Raw genomic sequence first — 19646 nt, forward strand, 5'->3', positions numbered from 1 at the left:
AGTACAGGCGCCGCGCTTTCGCAACGGCGCCTGTTTTCCGGGGAGGAATTCAGTCGGCGGTGACCAGATCCTTGTCACCCGGCCCGGCGGCGGGATCGGGCTGAGCCGCGATCGGTTGGGCCGGGCCGTTGAGCGCCGCGTTAAGGGCGTCCCGGTCCAGTTCGCCCTCCCATCGGGCGACGACGATGGTGGCCACCGCATTGCCGATGAAGTTGGTCAGGGCCCGGCACTCGCTCATGAAGCGGTCGATGCCGAGGATCAAAGCCATGCCCGCGACCGGGACCGTGGGGACCACCGACAGGGTCGCCGCCAGGGTGATGAAGCCGGCGCCGGTGATGCCGGCCGCGCCCTTGGACGACAGCATGGCGACCAGCAGCAGGAGAATCTGCTGTTCCAGCGTCAGGTCGATGTTCAGCGCCTGGGCGATGAACAGAGCCGCCATGGTCATATAGATATTGGTGCCGTCCAGATTGAACGAATAGCCGGTCGGCACGACCAGGCCGACCACCGACTTCGACGCGCCGGCGCGTTCCATCTTGTTCAGCAGCGAAGGCAGCGCCGCTTCAGAGGACGAAGTGCCCAGGACCAGCAGCAGTTCTTCCTTCAAATAGCGGATAAGCTTCAGGATGTTGAAGCCGTTCGCCCAGGCCACCAGACCCAGGATGCCGACCACGAAGACGATGGCGGTGATGTAAAAAGTGGCGACCAGAGCGGCCAGATTGGCGATCGAGCCGATGCCGTACTTGCCGATGGTGAAGGCGAAGGCCCCGAAGGCGCCGATGGGCGCGGCCTTCATCAGAATGGCCACCAGTTTGAAGAAGGCGTGGCTGATCGATTCCAGGAAGTTCAACACCGGCTTGCCGACGTCGCCGACCAAGGCCAGAGCCAGGCCGAACAGGACCGAGACGAAGAGGACCTGTAGAATATTGCCCTCGGAGAAGGCCGAAACCATCGTGTCCGGAATGATGCCCATCAGGAAGCCGGTGATGGTCGTCTCGTGCGCCTGCTCGGAATATTTGGCGACCGCGCCCACATCCAGGGTGGCGGGGTCGATGTTCAACCCGCGTCCCGGCTGGACGATGTTGGCGATGATCAGCCCGACGATCAGGGCCAGGGTCGAGAAGGTCAGGAAATAGGCGAAGGCCTTAGCCGCCACGCGGCCCACACGGCCGATGTCGCTCATGCCGGCAATGCCGGTGACGATGGTCAGGAAGATGACCGGCGCGATGATCATCTTCACCAGCTTGATGAAGGCGTCGCCCAACGGCTTGAGGCTTTCCCCGAAGGCAGGCCAGAAATGCCCGATGACGGCGCCCGCAACGATGGCCGTCAGCACTTGGAAATAGAGATGCCGATAGAAGGGTCGGCGAACGGCCGGCTCAGCGGCGGAAGGAATCGCGATCACGGGAGTCTCCTGTCGTTGCGGGACCAATCCCGCGGTTTCCTCGGCGGCCCCCGCTGCTGACGTCGAGGTGCACGGTCAAATGTCCCGCACGGCTTGAAACCATCCAAGCTCATTCGACAGATACTCTAAACTGTTGTTTTATAAAGATACTCATTCTTTATGGTAGCCTTGGGCGCACAAGAGCGTGCGAGATGCCGCACAATAGGCTCGCGGATTTGTGTGAAATGTCGCACAAATCCGGAATGGAACCATCCGCGCCCCATAGAATACTCGAAGGAACCTCGAGTTTTATCAGAAATCCCTGGACGGTCTTGGCCGCCGCTTGGCTGGCGGCGAGTCTTTTTCTGGGCGGCGTCGCCGGCGAGGCCGCGAGACGTAACGCGCTCGAAGAACTGGAGCGACAGGCGACCGCCGGCGCCGCCATGCATGCGGCGGTGTTGCGCAGCGAGTTGGAAAAGCAGCGCGCGGCGCCTGTCATCCTGGCAGAGGATCCCGATGTGGCGAGGCTTCTGGCGGCACCGGACGCCCGTACCGTGGATCGCGTCGATCGCAAGCTTGAGCGTCTGGCGATCCAGATGCGCGCAGCCGTCATCTATGTCCTGGACGCCAAAGGCTTGACCCTGGCGTCCAGCAATTGGCGGGCGCCGACCAGCTTCGTCGGCATACGCTACGACTTCAGACCCTATTTCACCAACGCCATGCGCGACGCGAAGGGCGAATTCTACGCGCTCGGCACACGCAGCGGACGACCCGGCCTGTATCTTTCTCGCCGCGTGGACTCGAGCGACGGAACGCCTTTGGGCGTCGTGGTGCTGAAGCTGGAATTCGACGCATTGGAGTCCGAATGGCGCAGTTCGGGCGAACCCGCCTGGGTCGCCGATCCGGGCGGCGTGGTGCTGGTGACCAGCGTGCCGGAATGGCGTTTCCGCGCCACGGGACCGATGGACGAAACCCGGCGTCGTCTCAGCCAGACCGATCTGACCCTGCGCCCCGACGCCCTCGCCCCCCTGCCCTTCCGGACGCCGGACGGCGACCGTCCGCGGCTGGTGCGCACAGCCGTCGGCGAGGGGCGCCCCCAAACCTGGATGCACTCTCAGACCGGAACGGCCATGCCGGGATGGACTCTGCATCTGCTGACGCCCGAGCGAGGCATGGTCGGGACCGCCGTGGCGGGCGGGCGCGGACTCGCCTTGCTGATCACCAGCCTGCTCGCTCTCGCTGCAGCCCTGCTGTTGCGTCGGCGTCATCAGGCCATCGCCCGCGCACGGGCCGAAGAGGAAGGCCGTCTGGAGCTTGAACGCCGCATCCGAGAACGCACCCATGAATTGCACGAAGCCAATCTGGCCCTGAACCGACAGATTGAGGAGCGTCGGCGCGCCGAAGCCGCCCGGGAGTTGCTGCGCGACGAACTGGTTCAGGCCAGCAAGCTGGCGGCTCTGGGTCAGATCGTGGCCAGCGTGGCTCATGAGATCAACCAGCCCGTCGCCGCCATCTGGACTCATGCGGACACTGCGGTCCTGTTGCTGGAGCGGGATCAGACGGACAAGGCGCGCGACGCGCTTCGGAAGATCGGCGATCTGACCCGCCGGATCGGCGCCATCACCCAGGATCTACGTCTCTTCTCGCGCAAGGCCGCGCCCAGCATCGACGAAATCCGGCTGGAAGACGCCATCCAGGGCGGCCTTCAGCTGACCCGTGGAAGGCTCGAGGAAGGCGGGATAAGTCTGGAACGGATCGGCGACGGCGACGTCAACATCCTCGCCGATCAATTCCGGCTGGAACAGGTCGTCGTCAATCTGATCAAGAACGCCGCCGAAGCCATGGAGGGCCAGGACGACGCCCGGCTGGTCCTGACGGTGGAACGCCAAGGCGAGCGGGTGCGGCTGATCTTCGCTGACAACGGCCCCGGCGTCGCGCCCGAGGTGGCCAGCCAGTTGTTCACCCCCTTCGTCACCACCCGAGCCAACGGCCTGGGCCTAGGCCTGGTCATCTGCCGCGACATAATCGCCAGTTTCGGAGGCGAGCTGGACCTGCTTCCCACGGCCCGGGGCGCAACCTTCATCGCCTCGCTAAAAGCCGCCTGATGCAGCCGTTTTCTTCGCAAACCGTCGCCCTGGTCGAGGACGACGCCGATTTCCGACAGGCGCTGGTGGAGCGTATGACGCTGGAGGGGCTGGAGGTGAAAGCCTTCGCCGCCGCCGAGCCTGCGCTGAAGGCTGTGACCGCTGATTTTTCCGGCGTTGTCGTCACCGACCTTCGTATGCCCGGCTTGGACGGACGCCAGCTTTTGACCAGGCTTCAGGTGCTAGACCCGACCCTTCCAGTCATCATGATCACAGGGCACGGCGACATCGCCGACGCGGTGGCCGCCATGCACGACGGGGCCTATGACTTTGTGGCGAAACCGTTCCCCTTCGAGCGTCTTCAGGACAGCTTGAACCGAGCGCTGGAGAAGCGCAGCCTGGTGCTGGAAAACCGACGCCTGGCCGCCCTGGCCGCCGGAGACGGCGGCCATGAACTGCCGCTGACCGGCTCATCGCGCGCCATCACGGCGCTGCGGGCCACCATCGCCCAGATCGCCGACGCCCGGATGGATGTGCTGATCGAAGGCGAGACGGGCGTCGGCAAGGAGGCGGTGGCGCGGGCCCTGCACAACGGCGGTCGCCGCCGGCTGGCGCCGTTCGTCGCCGTCAACTGCGGCGCCCTGCCCGACGGCTTGATCGAGAGCGAATTGTTCGGCCACGAACTGGGCGCCTTCGCTGGCGCCATGCGACGGCGGGTCGGGCATGTGGAGCGGGCGCACAATGGTTCGCTGTTTCTCGACGAGGTCGAGAGCATGCCGCTGGCGGTTCAGGTCAAAATGCTCCGAGTGCTCGAGGAGCGCGAAATTCACCCGATCGGCGCCAATGAACCGAGGGTGCTGGACCTGCGGATCCTGGCCTCGGCCAAGATTGATCTGGGCGAGGCGGCGCGGCGGGGAGATTTCCGCGAGGACCTCTTTTACCGGCTGAATGTCGTGCGGCTGCGGGTGCCGCCGCTACGTGAGCGTCGCGAGGATATTCCCCTGTTGTTCGCCCAATTCCTGCGCCGCGCCGCAGACCGCCACGGCGTCGAACCGCCGAGCGTGACCGACGGCGTCCGCCGGCGTCTTCTGGAAGAGGACTGGCCCGGCAATATTCGCGAACTGGCCCATTTCGCGGAACGGGTCGTCCTGGGCCTTGAGGACCGATCCGGCGTCGAGGACTCTGGCCTCAGTCTGCCCGACCGGCTGCACCGGTTCGAGGGCGAGCTGTTGCGGGGCGCCCTTCAGGTCCACCGCGGCGACATCGTTGCAGTGCTCGAAGAAATGCGAATCCCGCGCAAGACCCTATACGACAAGCTCCAGCGCCACGGGTTGAAGCCCGCCGACTTCCGCGCCTGAACATCAGGCGGCCACAGGCCTCTTCATCCGTTCCGCCGAGGCCAGCGCCGCCGCCACGCCGTCCAGCAGCCCTAGCAGGGTGATCGGCTTGGACAAATGGCCGTCGGCGCCGGCGGCCCGTCCGGCCTCGACATGATCCGGCAGGGCGTTCGCCGTCAGCATGATGATCGGCGTGCGGTCCAGACCATTCTCGGCCTCAAGCGCGCGAATGGCGGCGGTGGCGGTCAGGCCGTCCATCACCGGCATCTGCATATCCATTAGGATCAGGTCGAAACCACCCCGGCTGGCCGCTTCCAAAGCCTGCCGCCCGTCCTCGACAAGGATCAGTTCGGTCGGCATGCCCGCCAGCATGATCTCGATGACTTTGCGGTTCGCCGGATGGTCGTCGGCCAGAAGAATGCGCGCGGGGAAGGCGACGTCGTCGAAATCACCCGTGTCGCACTGGCTTTGCACGACGGCTGCGGCCGTTTCGGTCTGCGGTTGAGCCAAGGGAAGTTCGAACCAGAACTCCGCCCCTTGCCCTGGCCGCCCTTGGCAATCCAGAACGCCGCCCATCAACTCGACCAGCTCTCTCGAAATGGCCAACCCCAGCCCGGTTCCGCCAAACCGGCGTGTAATCGAGCCGTCAGCCTGCTGAAAACGGTTGAATATGCGCGACTTCTGCTCGTCATCGAACCCACAGCCGGTGTCGCTGATGGTGAACCGCACACGATCATCCCCGGCGGGCACAGCCGTGACGGTGACGGCCCCTGCCTCAGTGAATTTCAGCGCATTGGAAATCAGGTTCGACAGCACTTGGCGCAGCCGGACCACGTCGCCCTCCACCGCCCGCTCGCCAAGAGGATCGACCTGGACGCTCAGCGCGACGCCCTTTTCATCAGCCCTCGGCCTGTACAGGGCTGCAGCCCCGCGCACGGTGTCGCCCAGATCGAAGATCGACCTTTCCAGCGCAATCTGCCCCGCCTCGATCTTGGCGGAATCCAGGATGTCGGAAAGCAGCCGTTCCAGCGTTACGCCAGAGGATTGGATCACCTCCACCATCTCTCGCTCGCGCGGCTCCAGACGGGCGCGCGTCAAGGCGTCCGCCATGGCCACCACGCCGTTCAGAGGGGTGCGGATCTCGTGGCTCATATTGGCCAGGAACTCGGACTTGGACCGGCTGGCGTCTTCCGCACGTCGACGCGCGACGCGTAGATCCTTGGCCTGGCTCCACATCCACAACAGGGCGGCGCCCGCTGACAGGACGAAGATGACGCAGAAGGCGAGCAATATCCCCTGCAGCCGCGTGTTGGCCCGCGCTGTCTCCAGTTGGGCGCGACGCTCCATCAACTGCTGTTGCATGTCGCCGGTGACCTGACGGATGCCGCCGCTGAACCGACGAGCGTCTGCGACACGTTCCTGACGGGCGTGATCGCGGAGCTTGACGAAGGCCTCGGACGCCCGACCCTCGGCAAACAATATCTCGGCCTCCACATGGGTGATTTCCGACTGCCCCTCCTCCCGGAAGCGATCTACGGCGGCGCGGCGGCGGATTTGCTCCAGATCCCGGCGCGCGCCGGCGACCTGGCCGACCTTGGCGCGGGCTATGGCGCGGACCGGCAAGAGCTGCGCCGCCAGAAAGGACGCCTCCTCCAAGCCTTCTCCATAGGGCGCCAAACACTGGAGCACATCTTGCGGCGCATCGGCGGCCTCGGCCGCCATGGCGCATAGCCGGGCGTCATAGACAGCAAGACTGGGAATGCCCGCGCGCAAGGTCAGCCGATGATGGGCCTGATACAGACGCTCTGCCTGCTCAGCATCGCCCAACTGGGCCGAAAGCCGCGAGAGATTGTAGATGGCGTCGAAGTCGGGTCGTGGATAGTCCGGATTGGCGAGGTCGATCTCGAACTGACCGAAGGCGGCCGTGGCCCCGTCGATGTCGTTCAACTTCATCAAGCCCATGCCCGTCATTTCCCAAAGACCGGCCCGAGCGACCCGTGCATACGGAGCCTTGTCTGGAATGAGGGAGTCGGCGTCCGCCAGCAGCTTCAATCCCTCGCCGATCTGGTCGCGGTCCATTAGGGCCAAGGCCCAGATGCGGATCGCGTGGACGCGGGCGAACCAGTCCGGCTCCATCGCTGCCAGCCGTCGCATTTCATCGGCGGCGGCGGTTTCGCCTTCATCATAGCGCAGCGTCAGGCCATTCAACTGGGCGATCCGGACGTAGCGTTGGTCCCGCTGATGGCGCGCGGCGGCCGCCAGTCGGTCGTTCCACATCTCCGCCCTGTCGAACTCGCCCTGGTTCAGGAAAATCCAGGCCACATGATAGAGCCGCTGCAGACCTTCGCGGTCGTTGCGCCTCATCGCGTCGTGCCCGAAGGCTTCCAGCGCTGCGAAATTAGTGGCGCCGGCCCGTCGCTCGACCGCCTGGGCCAGCTCAAGAGGCGAGCGCGCCCCGCTGTTCTGCTGGGCGGACGCGTCATCGACGACGACAAGGCCCCAAAGGAAGCAAACGAGGGTTACAAGAACGGGTAATCTGAACATGCGGCTTCCGATTTGAACGGATATTGGCCGACATTTCGTTGAATAAGCTTTATCGGCCTCGTCCAAACGACGCTTGAGGGTGCGGAAATCAGAGTCCGCGTTGACCGCCTCCGGGCTTTCGGCTATAGGCCCGCCCTCTTGAGATTTCCGCGCCGTGGACGTGTGCTCCGCGGCGTTTTCCGTTCGAAGGTTTGAAATGGCTAACAACCCCGGCGCCCGCAAGGCGATCCGCAAGATCGAAGCGCGGACCGAAGTGAACAAGGCGCGTCGTTCGCGCGTCCGCACCTATCTGCGCAAGTTCCAGGAAGCCCTGGCCGGCGGCGACGCCGCCGTCGCCAAGACCGCCTTCGTGGAAGCCCAGTCCGAGCTGATGCGCGCCGTCTCCAAGGGCGTCGTTCACAAGAACACCGGGTCGCGCAAGGTCTCGCGTCTGGCCGCCCAGCTGAAGAAGCTGTCGGCCGCCTAAATCCCTTCAGGGATTCCCAGCGTACGGAGCGGCTGTCGTCGTTCCGTTACGACATTAGTTCGCGTTTTCAACGGCGAAGGAGCATCTGCTCCTTCGCCGTTTTGCGTTTGGCTATTAACTCTCTTTACGCACGAATACGGACTCCACACGCCCGAAACAGGGAATTTCCCAAGCAGGATTAGCGTTTGACGGAGTCAAACAATTTAACTGCGAATCGACCAACGAATCAGCGTTGACCGGACCGGCGTGCGGCGTAAGTTTTGGCCTCTAACGCACTTCCATCCCAACACGGATGAAGACGGCGCGGGACGATAGTTTCGCGTTGGCGGGAGATGTCTGTCCAGGAGCTCGGCCCCGCCCGAAAAGCATCGCTTTTCGGGGCAGGAGAAGTCGTCCCTGAACCGTCGCCCTGAGGTGCTGAAGGTCGGAACAGTTTTTTGAATCGGGTGGCGGAATTATGGTTGGGGGTGCGACGGCGGCAGTGAGCGGCGTGAACGGATCGAACATGACCGACCCGGATCGCATTTGGAACGAGGCCTCTGTGCGTCTGCGGGCCGAAATCGGCGACGGCCCCTTCTCGTCCTATATCGCGCCCTCCGCCGTGCGGATGGATTCCGCCGGACAGCTGATCCTGGTGACCCCGACCGCCTATGCCCGTGACTGGGTGCGCAAGAACGCCCTGCGCCGCATGAACGAACTGTGGCTGGGGCTGGACGGCCTGAACCGTCGCCTGGACGTTCGCTGCCGCGCGGAAGTGGGATCAGCGCCCCCAGCGTCGGCCGTAATCACCGGCAATGTCCTTGACGCCACACCGCGTCTGGCGGCCCTCGCCACGCCGACCGTCGCCCCTATCGCCGACGGGGCCCGCGCCGTCCGCGCCGCCGGTCTCCAGGACCGCCTGACCTTCGACAGCTTCGTCGAAGGCCAAGGCAACGCCTTCGCCCTGGCCATCGCCAAACAGGTCGCCAGCTGGGCCGACGGTCATTTCAACCCGGTCTTCTTCTGCGGCCCCTACGGCTACGGCAAGACCCATCTGCTGAACGCCATCGCCTGGGAGGCCCAGCGCCTGCGGCCCGAGGCCAAGGTCGTCTATCTGACCGCCGAACGCTTCCTGTCCACCTTCGTCAAGGCGATGCAGGACCGTTCGACCGCCGCCTTCAAGGAAAGCCTGCGCTCGGCCGACATGCTGCTGCTGGACGACGTCCAGTTCGTTGGCGGCAAGACCTCGACCCAGGAAGAACTGCTGTCGACCCTGACCGCCCTGATCGAGGACGGCAAACGGATCGTCTTCTCGGCCGACCGCGCGCCCATGGCCCTGACCGAGGTCGAGCCGCGTCTGCGCAGCCATCTGGCCGCCGGCCTGACCTGCCCGGTCGAGGCGGGCGACCGCGAGCTGAAAATCGCCGTGGCTCAGAACCGTCTGAAGGCCCTGTCGGCGCTCGGCGTCGTCCAGGGCGAGGCCAATCCCGAGGTTCTGGCCCAACTGGTCGATCGTACCCCCGGTTCGATGCGTGAACTGGAAGGCGCCGTGAACACCCTGGCCGCCGCCGCCGGATCGCGCCTGTCCACCGTCTCGGTCGATGAGGCCTCCAGCCTGCTGGGCGCGGCCCTGCGCGGCGGACCGGAACGTCGCATCACGGTCGATGAAATCCAGAAGACGGTCGCCGACCACTTCAACCTGAAACAGGCCGACCTGCTCAGCGAGCGCCGCACTCGTTCGGTGGCCCGCCCGCGCCAGATGGCCATGTATCTGTGCAAGCAGCACACCACCCGCTCCTATCCCGACATCGGCCGCCGCTTCGGCGGGCGCGATCACACCACCGTCCTGCACGGCGTGCGCAAGATCGAGGAGCTGATGGGCCAGGACGACCAGATCGCCCGCGACGTCGAGGCACTGACCCGCAAGCTGCGAGGCTGATGAATCTCCCTCCCCTTCATGGGGAGGGATGATCGCGTAGCGATCCGGGTGGGGCCGAAAGGGTGCGAACCCGAGCGATTGCACACTTCCCCACCCCGGCTTCGCTTTGCTTCGCCGCCCCTCCCCATGAAGGGGAGGGAGAAACAGAAATCTGTGAACGGCTTCCGTCGCCTTCCTTGCTCCTTGCGCCCAATCCGCTAGTGTCCAAGGCCCTCAATCGCGACGCTCCAGCCTGAGTCGCCGCATCCGGGCGAGACGACATGCAACTGACCATCGAACGATCCGCGCTCCTTAAGGCCCTGGGCCATGTGCAGAGCGTGGTCGAACGTCGAAACACCATCCCGATCCTGTCCAACGTCCTGCTCAGTGCGGGCCGGGACCGGCTGGCCTTCGCCGCCACCGACCTGGACATGGAGATGGTGGACGAGGCCGAGGCGACGGTGAACGTCGAGGGCCAGATCACCGCCCCGGCCCACACCCTGTACGAAATCGTGCGCAAGCTGCCGGAAGGCGCCGAGGTGTCGCTGCTCTACTCAGGCGACGATCCCCGTCTGGTGGTTTCGGCCGGCCGGTCGCGCTTCAACCTGCCGGTTCTGCCGGCCGGCGACTTCCCCGTCATGTCCACCGACAGCGCCGGCGCCTCCTACGTCATGCCCAAGGAAGACCTGGCGCGCCTGATCGACAAGACCCGGTTCGCCGTCTCGACCGAAGAGACCCGCTATTATCTCAACGGCCTGTACCTGCACACGGTCGCCGAGGCCGGCGTGCCCCTGCTGCGCGCCGTGGCCACCGACGGCCACCGCCTGGCCCTGGCCGAGACCCCTGCGCCCGAGGGCGCGGCCGGCGGTCCCGGCGTCATCGTGCCGCGCAAGACCATTGATCAGGTCCGCCGTCTGCTGGACGACGCCGGCGGCCCGGTCGAGATCACCGTCTCGGCCCAGAAGATCCGCTTCCAGATGGGCGAGGCGTCCCTGACGTCCAAGGTCATCGACGGCGCCTTCCCCGACTATCTGCGCGTCATTCCCAAGGGCAATGACAAACAGGCCGACATCGACAACGCCCTGTTCGCCAAGGCCGTCGACCGCGTCGCCACCATCTCGGCTGAAAAGAGCCGTTCGGTGAAACTGGCCTTCGACAACGACCGGGTGAAGCTGACCGTGCGCAACATGGAAGCCGGTCAGGCCGAGGAAGAGGTCGAGATCGGCTATTCCGACGAACCGTTCGAGATCGGCTTCAACGCCCGATACCTGCTGGACGTCGCCGGCCAGATCACCGGCGAAAACGCCGCCTTCCGCTTCGCCGACCCGGCTTCGCCGACGCTCGTGCTCGATCCGGGCGATCCGGGCGTTCAGTACGTGCTGATGCCTCTGCGGGTGTAGGCAAGAGATTTCCGCTCATCCCGGCGAAAGCCGGGACCCAGTTCTTCGTTCGTACCGGAGGCTGGCCTTGGCGTTCTTCACCTACATCATCGCCAGCCGCCGAAACGGAACAGTTTACACTGGATCGACCGACGATCTGATCAAGCGAGTGGTCGAACACCGCGACAAGCTGCGTCCCGGCTTCACGCGCAGATATGGCGTCGCGCTCCTGGTCTGGTACGAGGTTCACGAGACGCGTCATACGGCCTTCGTGCGGGAACGGCAGATCAAGGAATGGAAGCGGGTCTGGAAGCTGGAACTGATCGAGCGCAAGAACCCGGCATGGGCGGATCTGTTTCCAACATTGCTCGGTTAGATCGTGCCGAGCGAAAGGACTGGGTCCCGGCTTTCGCCGGGATGAGCGGATAGATTGAGCCTGATTTCCCTCACCCTCACCGACTTCCGCTCCTACGCGAGCGCACGGCTGGAGCTCGCCTCCGGCCCCGTAGTGCTTCACGGCCCAAACGGGGCGGGAAAGACCAATCTGCTGGAGGCCGTCAGCCTTCTGACCCCCGGCAAGGGGCTGCGGAGCGCGACCGCCGCCGAGATGGGTCGGCGCGAGCCCGGCGAGGCGGTAGGCCGCGCCTGGGCCGTCATGGTCGAACTGGACGACGAGACGCGGCTGGGCACCGGCGTCCAGACGGCGGGCGCGGCGCGGCGCATCGTCCGCATCGACGGCGAGACGGCCCAGCCGGGTCGGCTGCTGGACTATCTACGGCCCGTCTGGGCGACGCCCGAGCAGGACCGGCTGTTCTCCGACGCCCGGGCCGAGCGGCTGAAATTCTTCGACCGTCTGGTCTTCGCCGCCGATCCCGATCACGCCGCCGCCGTCTCCGCCTATGAGAAGGCCCTGCGCGAGCGGCTGCGATTGCTAAACGACGCACAGGACGGACGCGAGGCCGACCCCGTCTGGCTGGACGCCCTGGAGGCCCGGCTGGGCGAAGCCGGCGCCCGCGCCGCCCTGGCCCGCGTCGCGGCCCTGCACGCGCTCCAGGCCGCCATCGACGCCCGCAGCGACCGCCCCTTCCCCCAGGCCGACCTGGGTCTGGACGGTCCCGCCGAACAGATGGCCGAGGACGGCGCGGAAGAAGACGAGATCGCCGCCGCGATCCGCGAAGGCCTGGCCAAGGCGCGCGCCCGCGACGGCGCCGCCGGCCGCTCCCTGTTCGGCCCGCACCGCACCGACCTGACCGCCCTTCACCGCGAGAAGAACCGCCCGGCCGCAGAGGGGTCGTCCGGCGAGCAGAAGGCCCTGGTCCTGAACCTGATCCTGGCCCAGATCAGCCGCCTGTCGCACCATGACGCCGCCGGGGCCGCCCGCCCCGTCCTGCTGCTGGACGAGGCCCCCGCCCACCTGGACGAAGCCCGTCGCGCCGCCCTGTTCGACGAGATCGTCGCCCTGAACCTCCAGGCCTTCATGACCGGCACCGAACGCGGCCTGTTCGCCGGCCTGGACGGCCGCGCCCAGTTCGTCCGCGTCGCCGGCGGGGCGCTGGAGAGCGACTAGGATTCCACATCGGAATTCCTCGCTTTTTCGCCGCAAATTCCTATATGTTGCGGGCTTCGGCCCGGTGCGATCCCGGCGTCGATTCGAGCGCCAGACGCGGCGTTCAATCCCCGTCCCGGTCGGGACTTCAGAGCCACAGATTTCATGACCGATCCGATTGCCGACCAGCCCGAATACGGCGCCGATTCCATTAAGGTTCTCAAAGGCCTGGACGCCGTGCGCAAGCGCCCCGGCATGTATATCGGCGATACGGACGACGGCTCCGGCCTGCACCACATGGTCTATGAGGTGGTGGACAACGCCATCGACGAGGCCCTGGCCGGCCATGCCGACTTGGTCCAGGTCATCCTCAACGTCGACGGATCAGTCACCGTGACCGACAATGGTCGCGGCATCCCCACCGGAATTCACGAAGGCGAAGGCGTTTCGGCGGCCGAGGTCATCATGACCCAGCTGCACGCCGGCGGTAAGTTCGACCAGAACTCCTATAAGGTCTCGGGCGGTCTGCACGGCGTGGGCGTGTCTGTGGTGAACGCTCTGTCCGACTGGCTGGAGCTGAAAATCTATCGCGACGGCAAGGCGCACCAGATGCGGTTCGAGCGCGGCGACACGGTCAAGTCTCTGGTCATCACCGGCGACGCCCCGATCCGAGAGGACACTGGCAAGCCGCTGAGCGGCACCGAGGTCACTTTCTATCCGTCGGTCACCACCTTCAGCCACATCGACTTCGACCTGAAGACGCTGGAACACCGACTGCGGGAACTGGCCTTCCTGAACTCGGGCGTGGTCATCAAGCTGGCCGACCAGCGCCATGCCGAGCCGGTCGAGATGATCCTGCACTACGAGGGCGGGGTCGAGGCCTTCGTGCGTCACCTGGACAAGTCCAAAACGCCGATCCTGAAGGACGTCATCGTCATTCGCGGCAAGAAGGAAGGGATCGAGCTGGATCTGGCCCTGTGGTGGAACGACTCCTACCACGAGACCATGTTGTGCTTCACCAACAACATCCCCCAGCGGGATGGCGGCACCCACTTATCGGCCTTCCGCGCCAGCCTGACCCGCGTCATGGGCGGCTATATCGAGAGCTCGGGCGCCGGCAAGAAGGAGAAGGTCTCCGTCACCGGCGAAGACGCCCGCGAAGGCCTGACCTGCGTCCTGTCGGTCAAGGTGCCCGATCCGAAATTCTCCAGCCAGACCAAGGACAAGCTGGTCTCGTCCGAGGTGCGTCCCGCCGTTGAGGCTTTGTGCTCCGAGGGCTTGTCGACCTGGTTCGAGGAACATCCGGTCGAGGCCAAGCAGATCGTCGCCAAGATCATCGAAGCGGCGTCCGCCCGTGAAGCCGCGCGCAAGGCCCGGGACCTGACCCGACGCAAGTCGGCGCTGGAAATCAGCAGCCTGCCCGGCAAGCTGGCCGACTGCCAAGAGCGCGATCCCGCCAAGTCCGAACTGTTCATCGTCGAGGGCGATTCCGCCGGCGGTTCGGCCAAACAAGCGCGCAACCGCGAGAACCAGGCCGTCCTGCCCCTGCGCGGCAAGATCCTGAACGTCGAGCGCGCGCGCTTCGACCGGATGCTGTCGTCAGACCTGATCGGCACCCTGATCCTGGCCCTGGGCACCGGCATCGGCCGCGACGACTTCAACGCCGACAAGCTGCGCTATCACAAGATCATCCTGATGGCGGACGCCGACGTCGACGGCGCCCACATCCGCACCCTGCTGCTGACCTTCTTCTATCGGCAGATGCCCGAGCTGATCACGCGCGGCCACGTCTATATCGCCCAGCCGCCCCTCTATAAGGTCTCCAAGGGCAAGCAGTCTCGCTACCTGAAAGACCAGGCCGACATGGACGCCTACCTGATCGAGGAAGGCTCGTCCGAGGCCGAGCTGGACCTGTCGACCGGCGAACGCCGCCTGGGTCTGGACCTGCAATCCCTGGTGCGCGAGGCCAAGGCCTTCAAGGCGGGCGTTGATCGCCTCAGCCAGCGCGCCCCCGCCTTCGCCATCGAACAGGCGGCTCTGGCCGGCCTGTTCGCCGAAAACTCGGACATGGCGGCGGCCTCTGCCGCGGCCGCCGTCCGCCTGAACCTGTACGCCGAAGAGGGCGACGGCGACTGGACCGGGGCCCCGGGCGAACAGGGCGCGGTGGTCTTCACCCGCACGCGTCGTGCGGTGCAGGAAACCATCGTACTGGAAGAAACCCTGATCCGTTCACTGGACGCTCGCCGCCTGGCTGAGCGCGCCGCTGCCTTCGACGGCGTCTTCGCCGCCCCCGCCGTCTATCGCCGCAAGGAAAAGTCCACCACCATCCGTGGTCCGCTGGACCTGCTGAGCGCAGTGCTGGACGCCGGCAAGAAGGGCCTGGCCATCCAGCGCTACAAGGGTCTGGGCGAAATGAACCCCGAGCAACTGTGGGAGACCACCCTGGATTCCAACGCCCGCACCCTGTTGCAGGTCTCGGTCGAGCACGAGGAAGACGCCAACGACCTGTTCGCCAAGCTGATGGGCGACGTGGTCGAGCCGCGCCGTGAGTTCATCCAGGAAAACGCTCTGGACGCGGCGGTCGACGTCTAGACCCGAGATGGACAGGCGGCGAGGTCGACTGGCCTTCCTGCCGCCTGACGTCAACGCTCGAGTATAGACGGCATGCTTGCGTCGTAGTCTGATGACGACAAGCGACGGGGCGTCGCGGGGGGCTCGACGAGGATGAAGACCGACGAAGCGGCAGACGCCTCTGGAGTAAAAAAGCAAGTCTTCACCCTCTGGCCCATGCTGGAGAGCGCCGAGCCGAAACCGGGCGATGTCATTCCGGCTTGGGCTTTTCGGCGTCAGGAGCGACGGCCGTTCAATCCGAACGCGGCTGACCTGGCATTGATCATCGCGCTCATTTTAGCGTGTATCGGCGGCGCCCTATCGGCCTCCGTTTCCGGATTTCTGCTCTGGCTCGCGACCGGCGCAACGGTCGGACTGGCGCTGGCCTACTCATTGTGGCGACGTCGCAAGGAGGATGTAGAGACGGCGTGGCGCGAAACCCTGTTCGAACGTCCCGGCATTTCCCTGTGGCGTGAGGACTGGTCGGCCGTGGGTGAGAGCATCCTGAAGCTTAAGGGCGAGGGCGTACACGATATTGAGGCCTATTTCGCGGCACGCCCCGACGAAGCCAGAGAGCTTCGGCGGCGCGTGATTGTGAAGGACGTCAACGCCTTTACAGTTCAGACCATGGGGGCCAAATCCAAGGCGGACCTGGTCGGCCCCCTGGATCGTATCCTCCCGGACAGCGACCAGACCTTCAACCAATGGCTGATCGCCTTTGGTCGGGGCGACGCCTTCTACCGTTCGGAAACCCATATTGTGCGGCCGGACGGCACCCACCTGGATTGCCTGTTCACGGCGGCTCTGCCCACATCGCTCAGCGGCTTTCGCAACATCCTGGTCGCGGCCTTGGACGTGACGGACTACAAGGCCCTGCAGGCGCGGCTGGTCGCTGCACAGACAGAGGCGGCGCGGGCTTCGCGAATCTCGACCGTTGGCGCCCTGACCGCATCAATCACCCATGAGATCAACACGCCCCTGGCGGCCATTCTCGCCAATATTCAGGCTGCGCGGCGCTGGATGCACCGGGAGGATCCCAATTACCCCGAGGCCGAACGCGCGATCGAACGCGCGGTGGCGGATGTCAGCCGCACCCAAGAGGTCGTCGGCCGAACACGCGACTTCCTCAGCGCGTCACCGCCGAAACTGGCCCCCCTAGACATCGCCGAGACCGCGCGGATCGCGACGGTGCTGATCGATCGCGAGCTTCGTCTTCACGACGCATCCGTGCACCTGGACGCGGCCACCGACCTGCCCAGGGTGATGGCGGACTCAATTCAGATGCAGCAGGTGTTGGTGAATCTTCTCATCAATGGCGTCCAGGCGATGAAGTCTCAGCCCGCGCCCCGAGATGTCAGGGTAATGGTTCGCGCTGTCGAGGGCGATGTTGTGATCAGCGTTTCTGATCACGGCCCCGGCGTCGCGGCGGGGGTGCGATCTCGACTCTTCGAGCCCTTCACATCAGACAAGAAGGGCGGAATGGGCATGGGCCTGGCGATCTGCAAGACCTCGATAGAGGCGATCGGCGGGCGCATCTGGCTTGATGAGGACGCCAAGCTTGGCGCCACATTCCACGTCCGAGTTCCAGCGGCGTCCTGACGTCAGACGGCGGCGTCTTCTCGCGACATCCCATCGAGACGGTCAGCCAGACGAACCCAGTCCGCCAGGGTCCGGGCCTTCATCTTCTGCATTGCAGACTTGCGGTGAATCTTGATCGTGGCCTCGCTGAGGGACAGTTCCGCGGCCGCCTGCTTGTTCAGCCTGCCCGCCGTGACGAGGGCCATCACCTGACGTTCGCGCGGCGACAGGGTGGCGTAGCGCCGCTCCAGCTCAATCAAGTCCTCTTGGTCGGCCAAGCGTTCATGGTCGCGGCTGGTCGCCGCGACCACCGCGTCGAATAGGTCCTGGTCCCGCACCGGCTTGGTCAGAAAATCGACGGCGCCCGCCTTCATGGCCCGTACGCTCATCGCGATGTCGCCGTAACCGGTCATTATGATCACCGGATGGTGCACCCCATGGGCTGACATGCGAGCCTGCAGATCCAGGCCGTTGCCGTCAGGCAGTCGGACATCGACCAGCACGCAGCCGGGACGCCTGGGCTTGTCGGCCTTCAGGAACGTCTCGATGGAGGCGTGCTCCATCGTCTCGTAGTCCATCGAGCGTAGGAGCCCCCTCAAGGCTTCCCGAAGTCGGCAGTCGTCGTCGACGATATGAATCAGGGGCGGCATGAACGCGTTCGATTATGTTAAGTGAGACAATATGCCTCGTACGCACGCAGCAGTCTTTTCAACGATTGCTGTTTTCGCCGAACCACTCGATTGATCTGTCTGTCAAAAGACGTTCATATACCATTGTTGGGGAAAAGGTATGGACGGCCACGGCACCGCCAAATTTCAGGACGCCAGCCTGCTTGCGACCTCGGCGGATCGCCCGTGGAGCCTGATCGCCGCCGAGATCCGCAGTCACGGGGCGGGCGCCATCGGCGCCTTCACCCCTCAGAACGCCGAGATCACCCAGATTTTACGCGATGAGAACGCAGCGGTGTCCACCCGCGCGTCCGGCGGCGTTCGCCAGGAGGTCGCCGCCACGCCCGGAACGACCTGGCTGTGCCCGGCCGGCATCCGAGAAGAGGCGACACGGCTTTCGGCGGACATTCCCCGCGTGCTGCACGTCTATATTCCTCAGCACAGTTTTCTGTCCGGAGAGGTCGCTGACCTCGGGTTTCGGGCGCAGGATCTCCGTTATCAGGCAGAGGTCGAAAGTCCGCGCATCATGACCCTGCTGCGGACCATTCAGCTTGAGCTCGGCTGCGAGGGATCGGCGGGCGGACTGCGCATGGATGCGCTCGCCCTGGACCTGATCTCCGCCCTCGCCCAGGATCATGCCGAGGGTGGACGCCAAGCTAGCCCTCCGCGAGGTCGGGGTACCTTGGACCGGCGTCGGCTCGACCGGGTGCTGTCCTTCATCAACCAGAACCTTGAGCAGGACATCTCGCTTTCAGACTTGGCCGAGATCGCCTGCGTCAGCGTGTTCCACTTTGGCCGCGTCTTCCAGCAGACGCTGGGCGTGACACCCCACGCCTATCTGAGCGAACGACGGCTGGACGCGGCGCGGCAAAAGCTGGCGTATGGACGCGACAGCCTGGCGCAGATCGCCCAAGCCTGCCGTTTCTCAAGCCAGGCGAACTTCACCCGGGCCTTTACACGCGCCGCCGGCATGAGCCCGGGCCGCTACCGCCAGGCCACGCTGAGCCTTTGATGGGCGACGGCTTTCATCCTTTAGGATGAATGGATCACCCTGGTCGGACGTGTCACCTTCCCGGCGGGAGGATTCATGTCGTCCGAGCCTGTGATCCATATCGTCGATGACGATCAGTCGGTGCGCGAGGCGGTAAAGTCCTTGATGGAATCCGTTGGGCTGTCGGCCTGCGCCTACAGGTCGACGCAGGATTTCCTGGACGCGCGCCGTTGGTCCGAACCGGGATGCGTGCTGCTGGACGTGCGTCTGCCCGGGGGTAGCGGACTGGAGTTTCACGCCCGGATGGCCAGCCTCGGCGTTTTCCTGCCGGTGATCTTCATGACGGGACACGGCGACATCCCCATGTCCGTGCAAGGAATGAAGGGCGGAGCCGTAGATTTTCTGACCAAGCCTTTCCGGGACCAGGATTTGCTGGACGCCGTGGCGACTGCGCTGGACCGCGACCGCGCGCGACGCGCGTCAGAAATCAGCGTCGGCGATCTGCGAAGGCGTTACGAGACCCTGTCACAGCGGGAGCGAGAAGTGATGCGCCTCGTGGCCACCGGCAAGATGAACAAGCAGGTGGCCGGCGACCTTGAGATCAGCGAGGTCACGGTCAAAATTCACCGCGGCTCCGCCATGCGAAAAATGGGCGCCCGCACCCTGCCGGACCTCGTCCGCATGGCCGATCTGCTGGCTGGATCAACGGACTAACACCAGAGTATGATTTCGCTCCATGCCCACTGCCGCCATGTTGACACGCCCGTCCTGGCGCTTGTGAAAGACCCTCAGCTTGCCCCTCAACTCTTCCGTCTCGGTCGTCGAGGACGACGACTCGTTGAGGATGGCCATCGTCGGTCTGCTCGACTCGCTGGGATATCGCGTGAAGGCCTATGCGTCCGCCGAGAGCTTCCTGAGCGATCCGTCTGGGCCAGATGCAGACTGTATCATCACCGACATCCAGATGCCCGGGCTCAGCGGCATAGAACTGAAACACCATCTGGACGGCCTCGGGGTTACGACGCCGGTGATCATGGTCACAGCCCGAACCGAGTTGTCCTTGCACGCGCGCGCCAAGGCCAGCGGCGCAGCCTGCGTCCTGCTGAAGCCGTTCCAGGAGGCGGATCTGGTTCGTTGCATCGAGGGTGTCCTGACCCTGTGA

15 protein-coding genes are annotated in these 19646 nt (G+C 65.0%); 12 read left to right on the forward strand and 3 right to left on the reverse strand.

The features are described from left to right. Positions 1-49 precede the first annotated feature (49 nt). Positions 50-1405 carry a dicarboxylate/amino acid:cation symporter gene (locus PKE72_RS06190; protein WP_271164493.1) on the reverse strand — a complete coding sequence of 452 codons (1356 nt, stop codon included), beginning with the start codon at positions 1403-1405 and terminating at the stop codon, positions 50-52. A gap of 311 nt (positions 1406-1716) precedes the next feature. On the opposite strand from PKE72_RS06190, the gene PKE72_RS06195 reads away from it, so the two are divergent. Both PKE72_RS06195 and PKE72_RS06200 read left to right on the forward strand, forming a co-directional pair. Continuing rightward, positions 1717-3489 (forward strand): sensor histidine kinase, encoded by a 1773-nt coding sequence (locus tag PKE72_RS06195; RefSeq protein WP_271164494.1) that lies wholly within the window; start codon positions 1717-1719, stop codon positions 3487-3489. Next, the gene (locus PKE72_RS06200) at positions 3489-4826 is read left to right on the forward strand and encodes a sigma-54-dependent transcriptional regulator (protein WP_271164495.1); all 1338 of its coding nucleotides are present in this window, start codon (positions 3489-3491) and stop codon (positions 4824-4826) included. The genes PKE72_RS06195 and PKE72_RS06200 overlap by 1 nt, the downstream gene beginning before the upstream one ends. A gap of 3 nt (positions 4827-4829) precedes the next feature. Here PKE72_RS06200 and PKE72_RS06205 read toward each other — a convergent pair whose 3' ends face one another. After that, positions 4830-7349, reverse strand: a complete 2520-nt coding sequence (locus tag PKE72_RS06205; protein ID WP_271164496.1) for a tetratricopeptide repeat-containing hybrid sensor histidine kinase/response regulator — start codon at positions 7347-7349, stop codon at positions 4830-4832. A gap of 196 nt (positions 7350-7545) precedes the next feature. On the opposite strand from PKE72_RS06205, the gene rpsT reads away from it, so the two are divergent. The 7 genes from rpsT to PKE72_RS06240 all read left to right on the forward strand — a co-directional run bounded on the left by rpsT (position 7546) and on the right by PKE72_RS06240 (position 16846). Then, the gene (gene rpsT, locus PKE72_RS06210) at positions 7546-7815 is read left to right on the forward strand and encodes a 30S ribosomal protein S20 (protein WP_135194610.1); all 270 of its coding nucleotides are present in this window, start codon (positions 7546-7548) and stop codon (positions 7813-7815) included. Between the two features lie 505 nt (positions 7816-8320). Beyond that, a complete protein-coding gene (gene dnaA / locus PKE72_RS06215; protein ID WP_271164497.1) occupies positions 8321-9733 on the forward strand; it encodes a chromosomal replication initiator protein DnaA in 1413 nt (470 codons plus the stop codon). 260 nt (positions 9734-9993) lie between these two features. After that, positions 9994-11112, forward strand: a complete 1119-nt coding sequence (gene dnaN / locus PKE72_RS06220) for a DNA polymerase III subunit beta (RefSeq protein ID WP_271164498.1) — start codon at positions 9994-9996, stop codon at positions 11110-11112. A gap of 67 nt (positions 11113-11179) precedes the next feature. After that, positions 11180-11467, forward strand: coding sequence for a GIY-YIG nuclease family protein (locus PKE72_RS06225; protein WP_271164499.1), 288 nt, complete (start codon positions 11180-11182; stop codon positions 11465-11467). 54 nt (positions 11468-11521) lie between these two features. After that, positions 11522-12658, forward strand: a complete 1137-nt coding sequence (gene recF / locus PKE72_RS06230) for a DNA replication/repair protein RecF (RefSeq protein WP_271164500.1) — start codon at positions 11522-11524, stop codon at positions 12656-12658. Between the two features lie 144 nt (positions 12659-12802). Continuing rightward, positions 12803-15229 carry a DNA topoisomerase (ATP-hydrolyzing) subunit B gene (gene gyrB, locus PKE72_RS06235; RefSeq protein ID WP_271164501.1) on the forward strand — a complete coding sequence of 809 codons (2427 nt, stop codon included), beginning with the start codon at positions 12803-12805 and terminating at the stop codon, positions 15227-15229. A gap of 132 nt (positions 15230-15361) precedes the next feature. Continuing rightward, positions 15362-16846 (forward strand): sensor histidine kinase, encoded by a 1485-nt coding sequence (locus tag PKE72_RS06240; RefSeq protein WP_271164502.1) that lies wholly within the window; start codon positions 15362-15364, stop codon positions 16844-16846. Positions 16847-16848: 2 nt separating this feature from the next. On the opposite strand, the gene PKE72_RS06245 is transcribed toward PKE72_RS06240, so the two are convergent. Next, the gene (locus PKE72_RS06245; protein ID WP_271164503.1) at positions 16849-17475 is read right to left on the reverse strand and encodes a response regulator transcription factor; all 627 of its coding nucleotides are present in this window, start codon (positions 17473-17475) and stop codon (positions 16849-16851) included. A 139-nt stretch (positions 17476-17614) separates the two neighbouring features. Here PKE72_RS06245 and PKE72_RS06250 point away from each other — a divergent pair, with 139 nt between their 5' ends. The 3 genes from PKE72_RS06250 (at position 17615) to PKE72_RS06260 (ending at position 19646) form a co-directional block, all read left to right on the forward strand. Beyond that, the gene (locus PKE72_RS06250) at positions 17615-18505 is read left to right on the forward strand and encodes a helix-turn-helix domain-containing protein (protein WP_271164504.1); all 891 of its coding nucleotides are present in this window, start codon (positions 17615-17617) and stop codon (positions 18503-18505) included. Between the two features lie 75 nt (positions 18506-18580). Continuing rightward, on the forward strand, positions 18581-19198 hold the full coding sequence (locus PKE72_RS06255; RefSeq protein ID WP_271164505.1) for a response regulator transcription factor: 618 nt from the start codon (positions 18581-18583) through the stop codon (positions 19196-19198). A gap of 79 nt (positions 19199-19277) precedes the next feature. Continuing rightward, positions 19278-19646, forward strand: a complete 369-nt coding sequence (locus PKE72_RS06260; protein ID WP_271164506.1) for a response regulator transcription factor — start codon at positions 19278-19280, stop codon at positions 19644-19646.

The organism is Brevundimonas intermedia, assembly GCF_027922165.1.
Lineage (GTDB): Bacteria > Pseudomonadota > Alphaproteobacteria > Caulobacterales > Caulobacteraceae > Brevundimonas > Brevundimonas intermedia.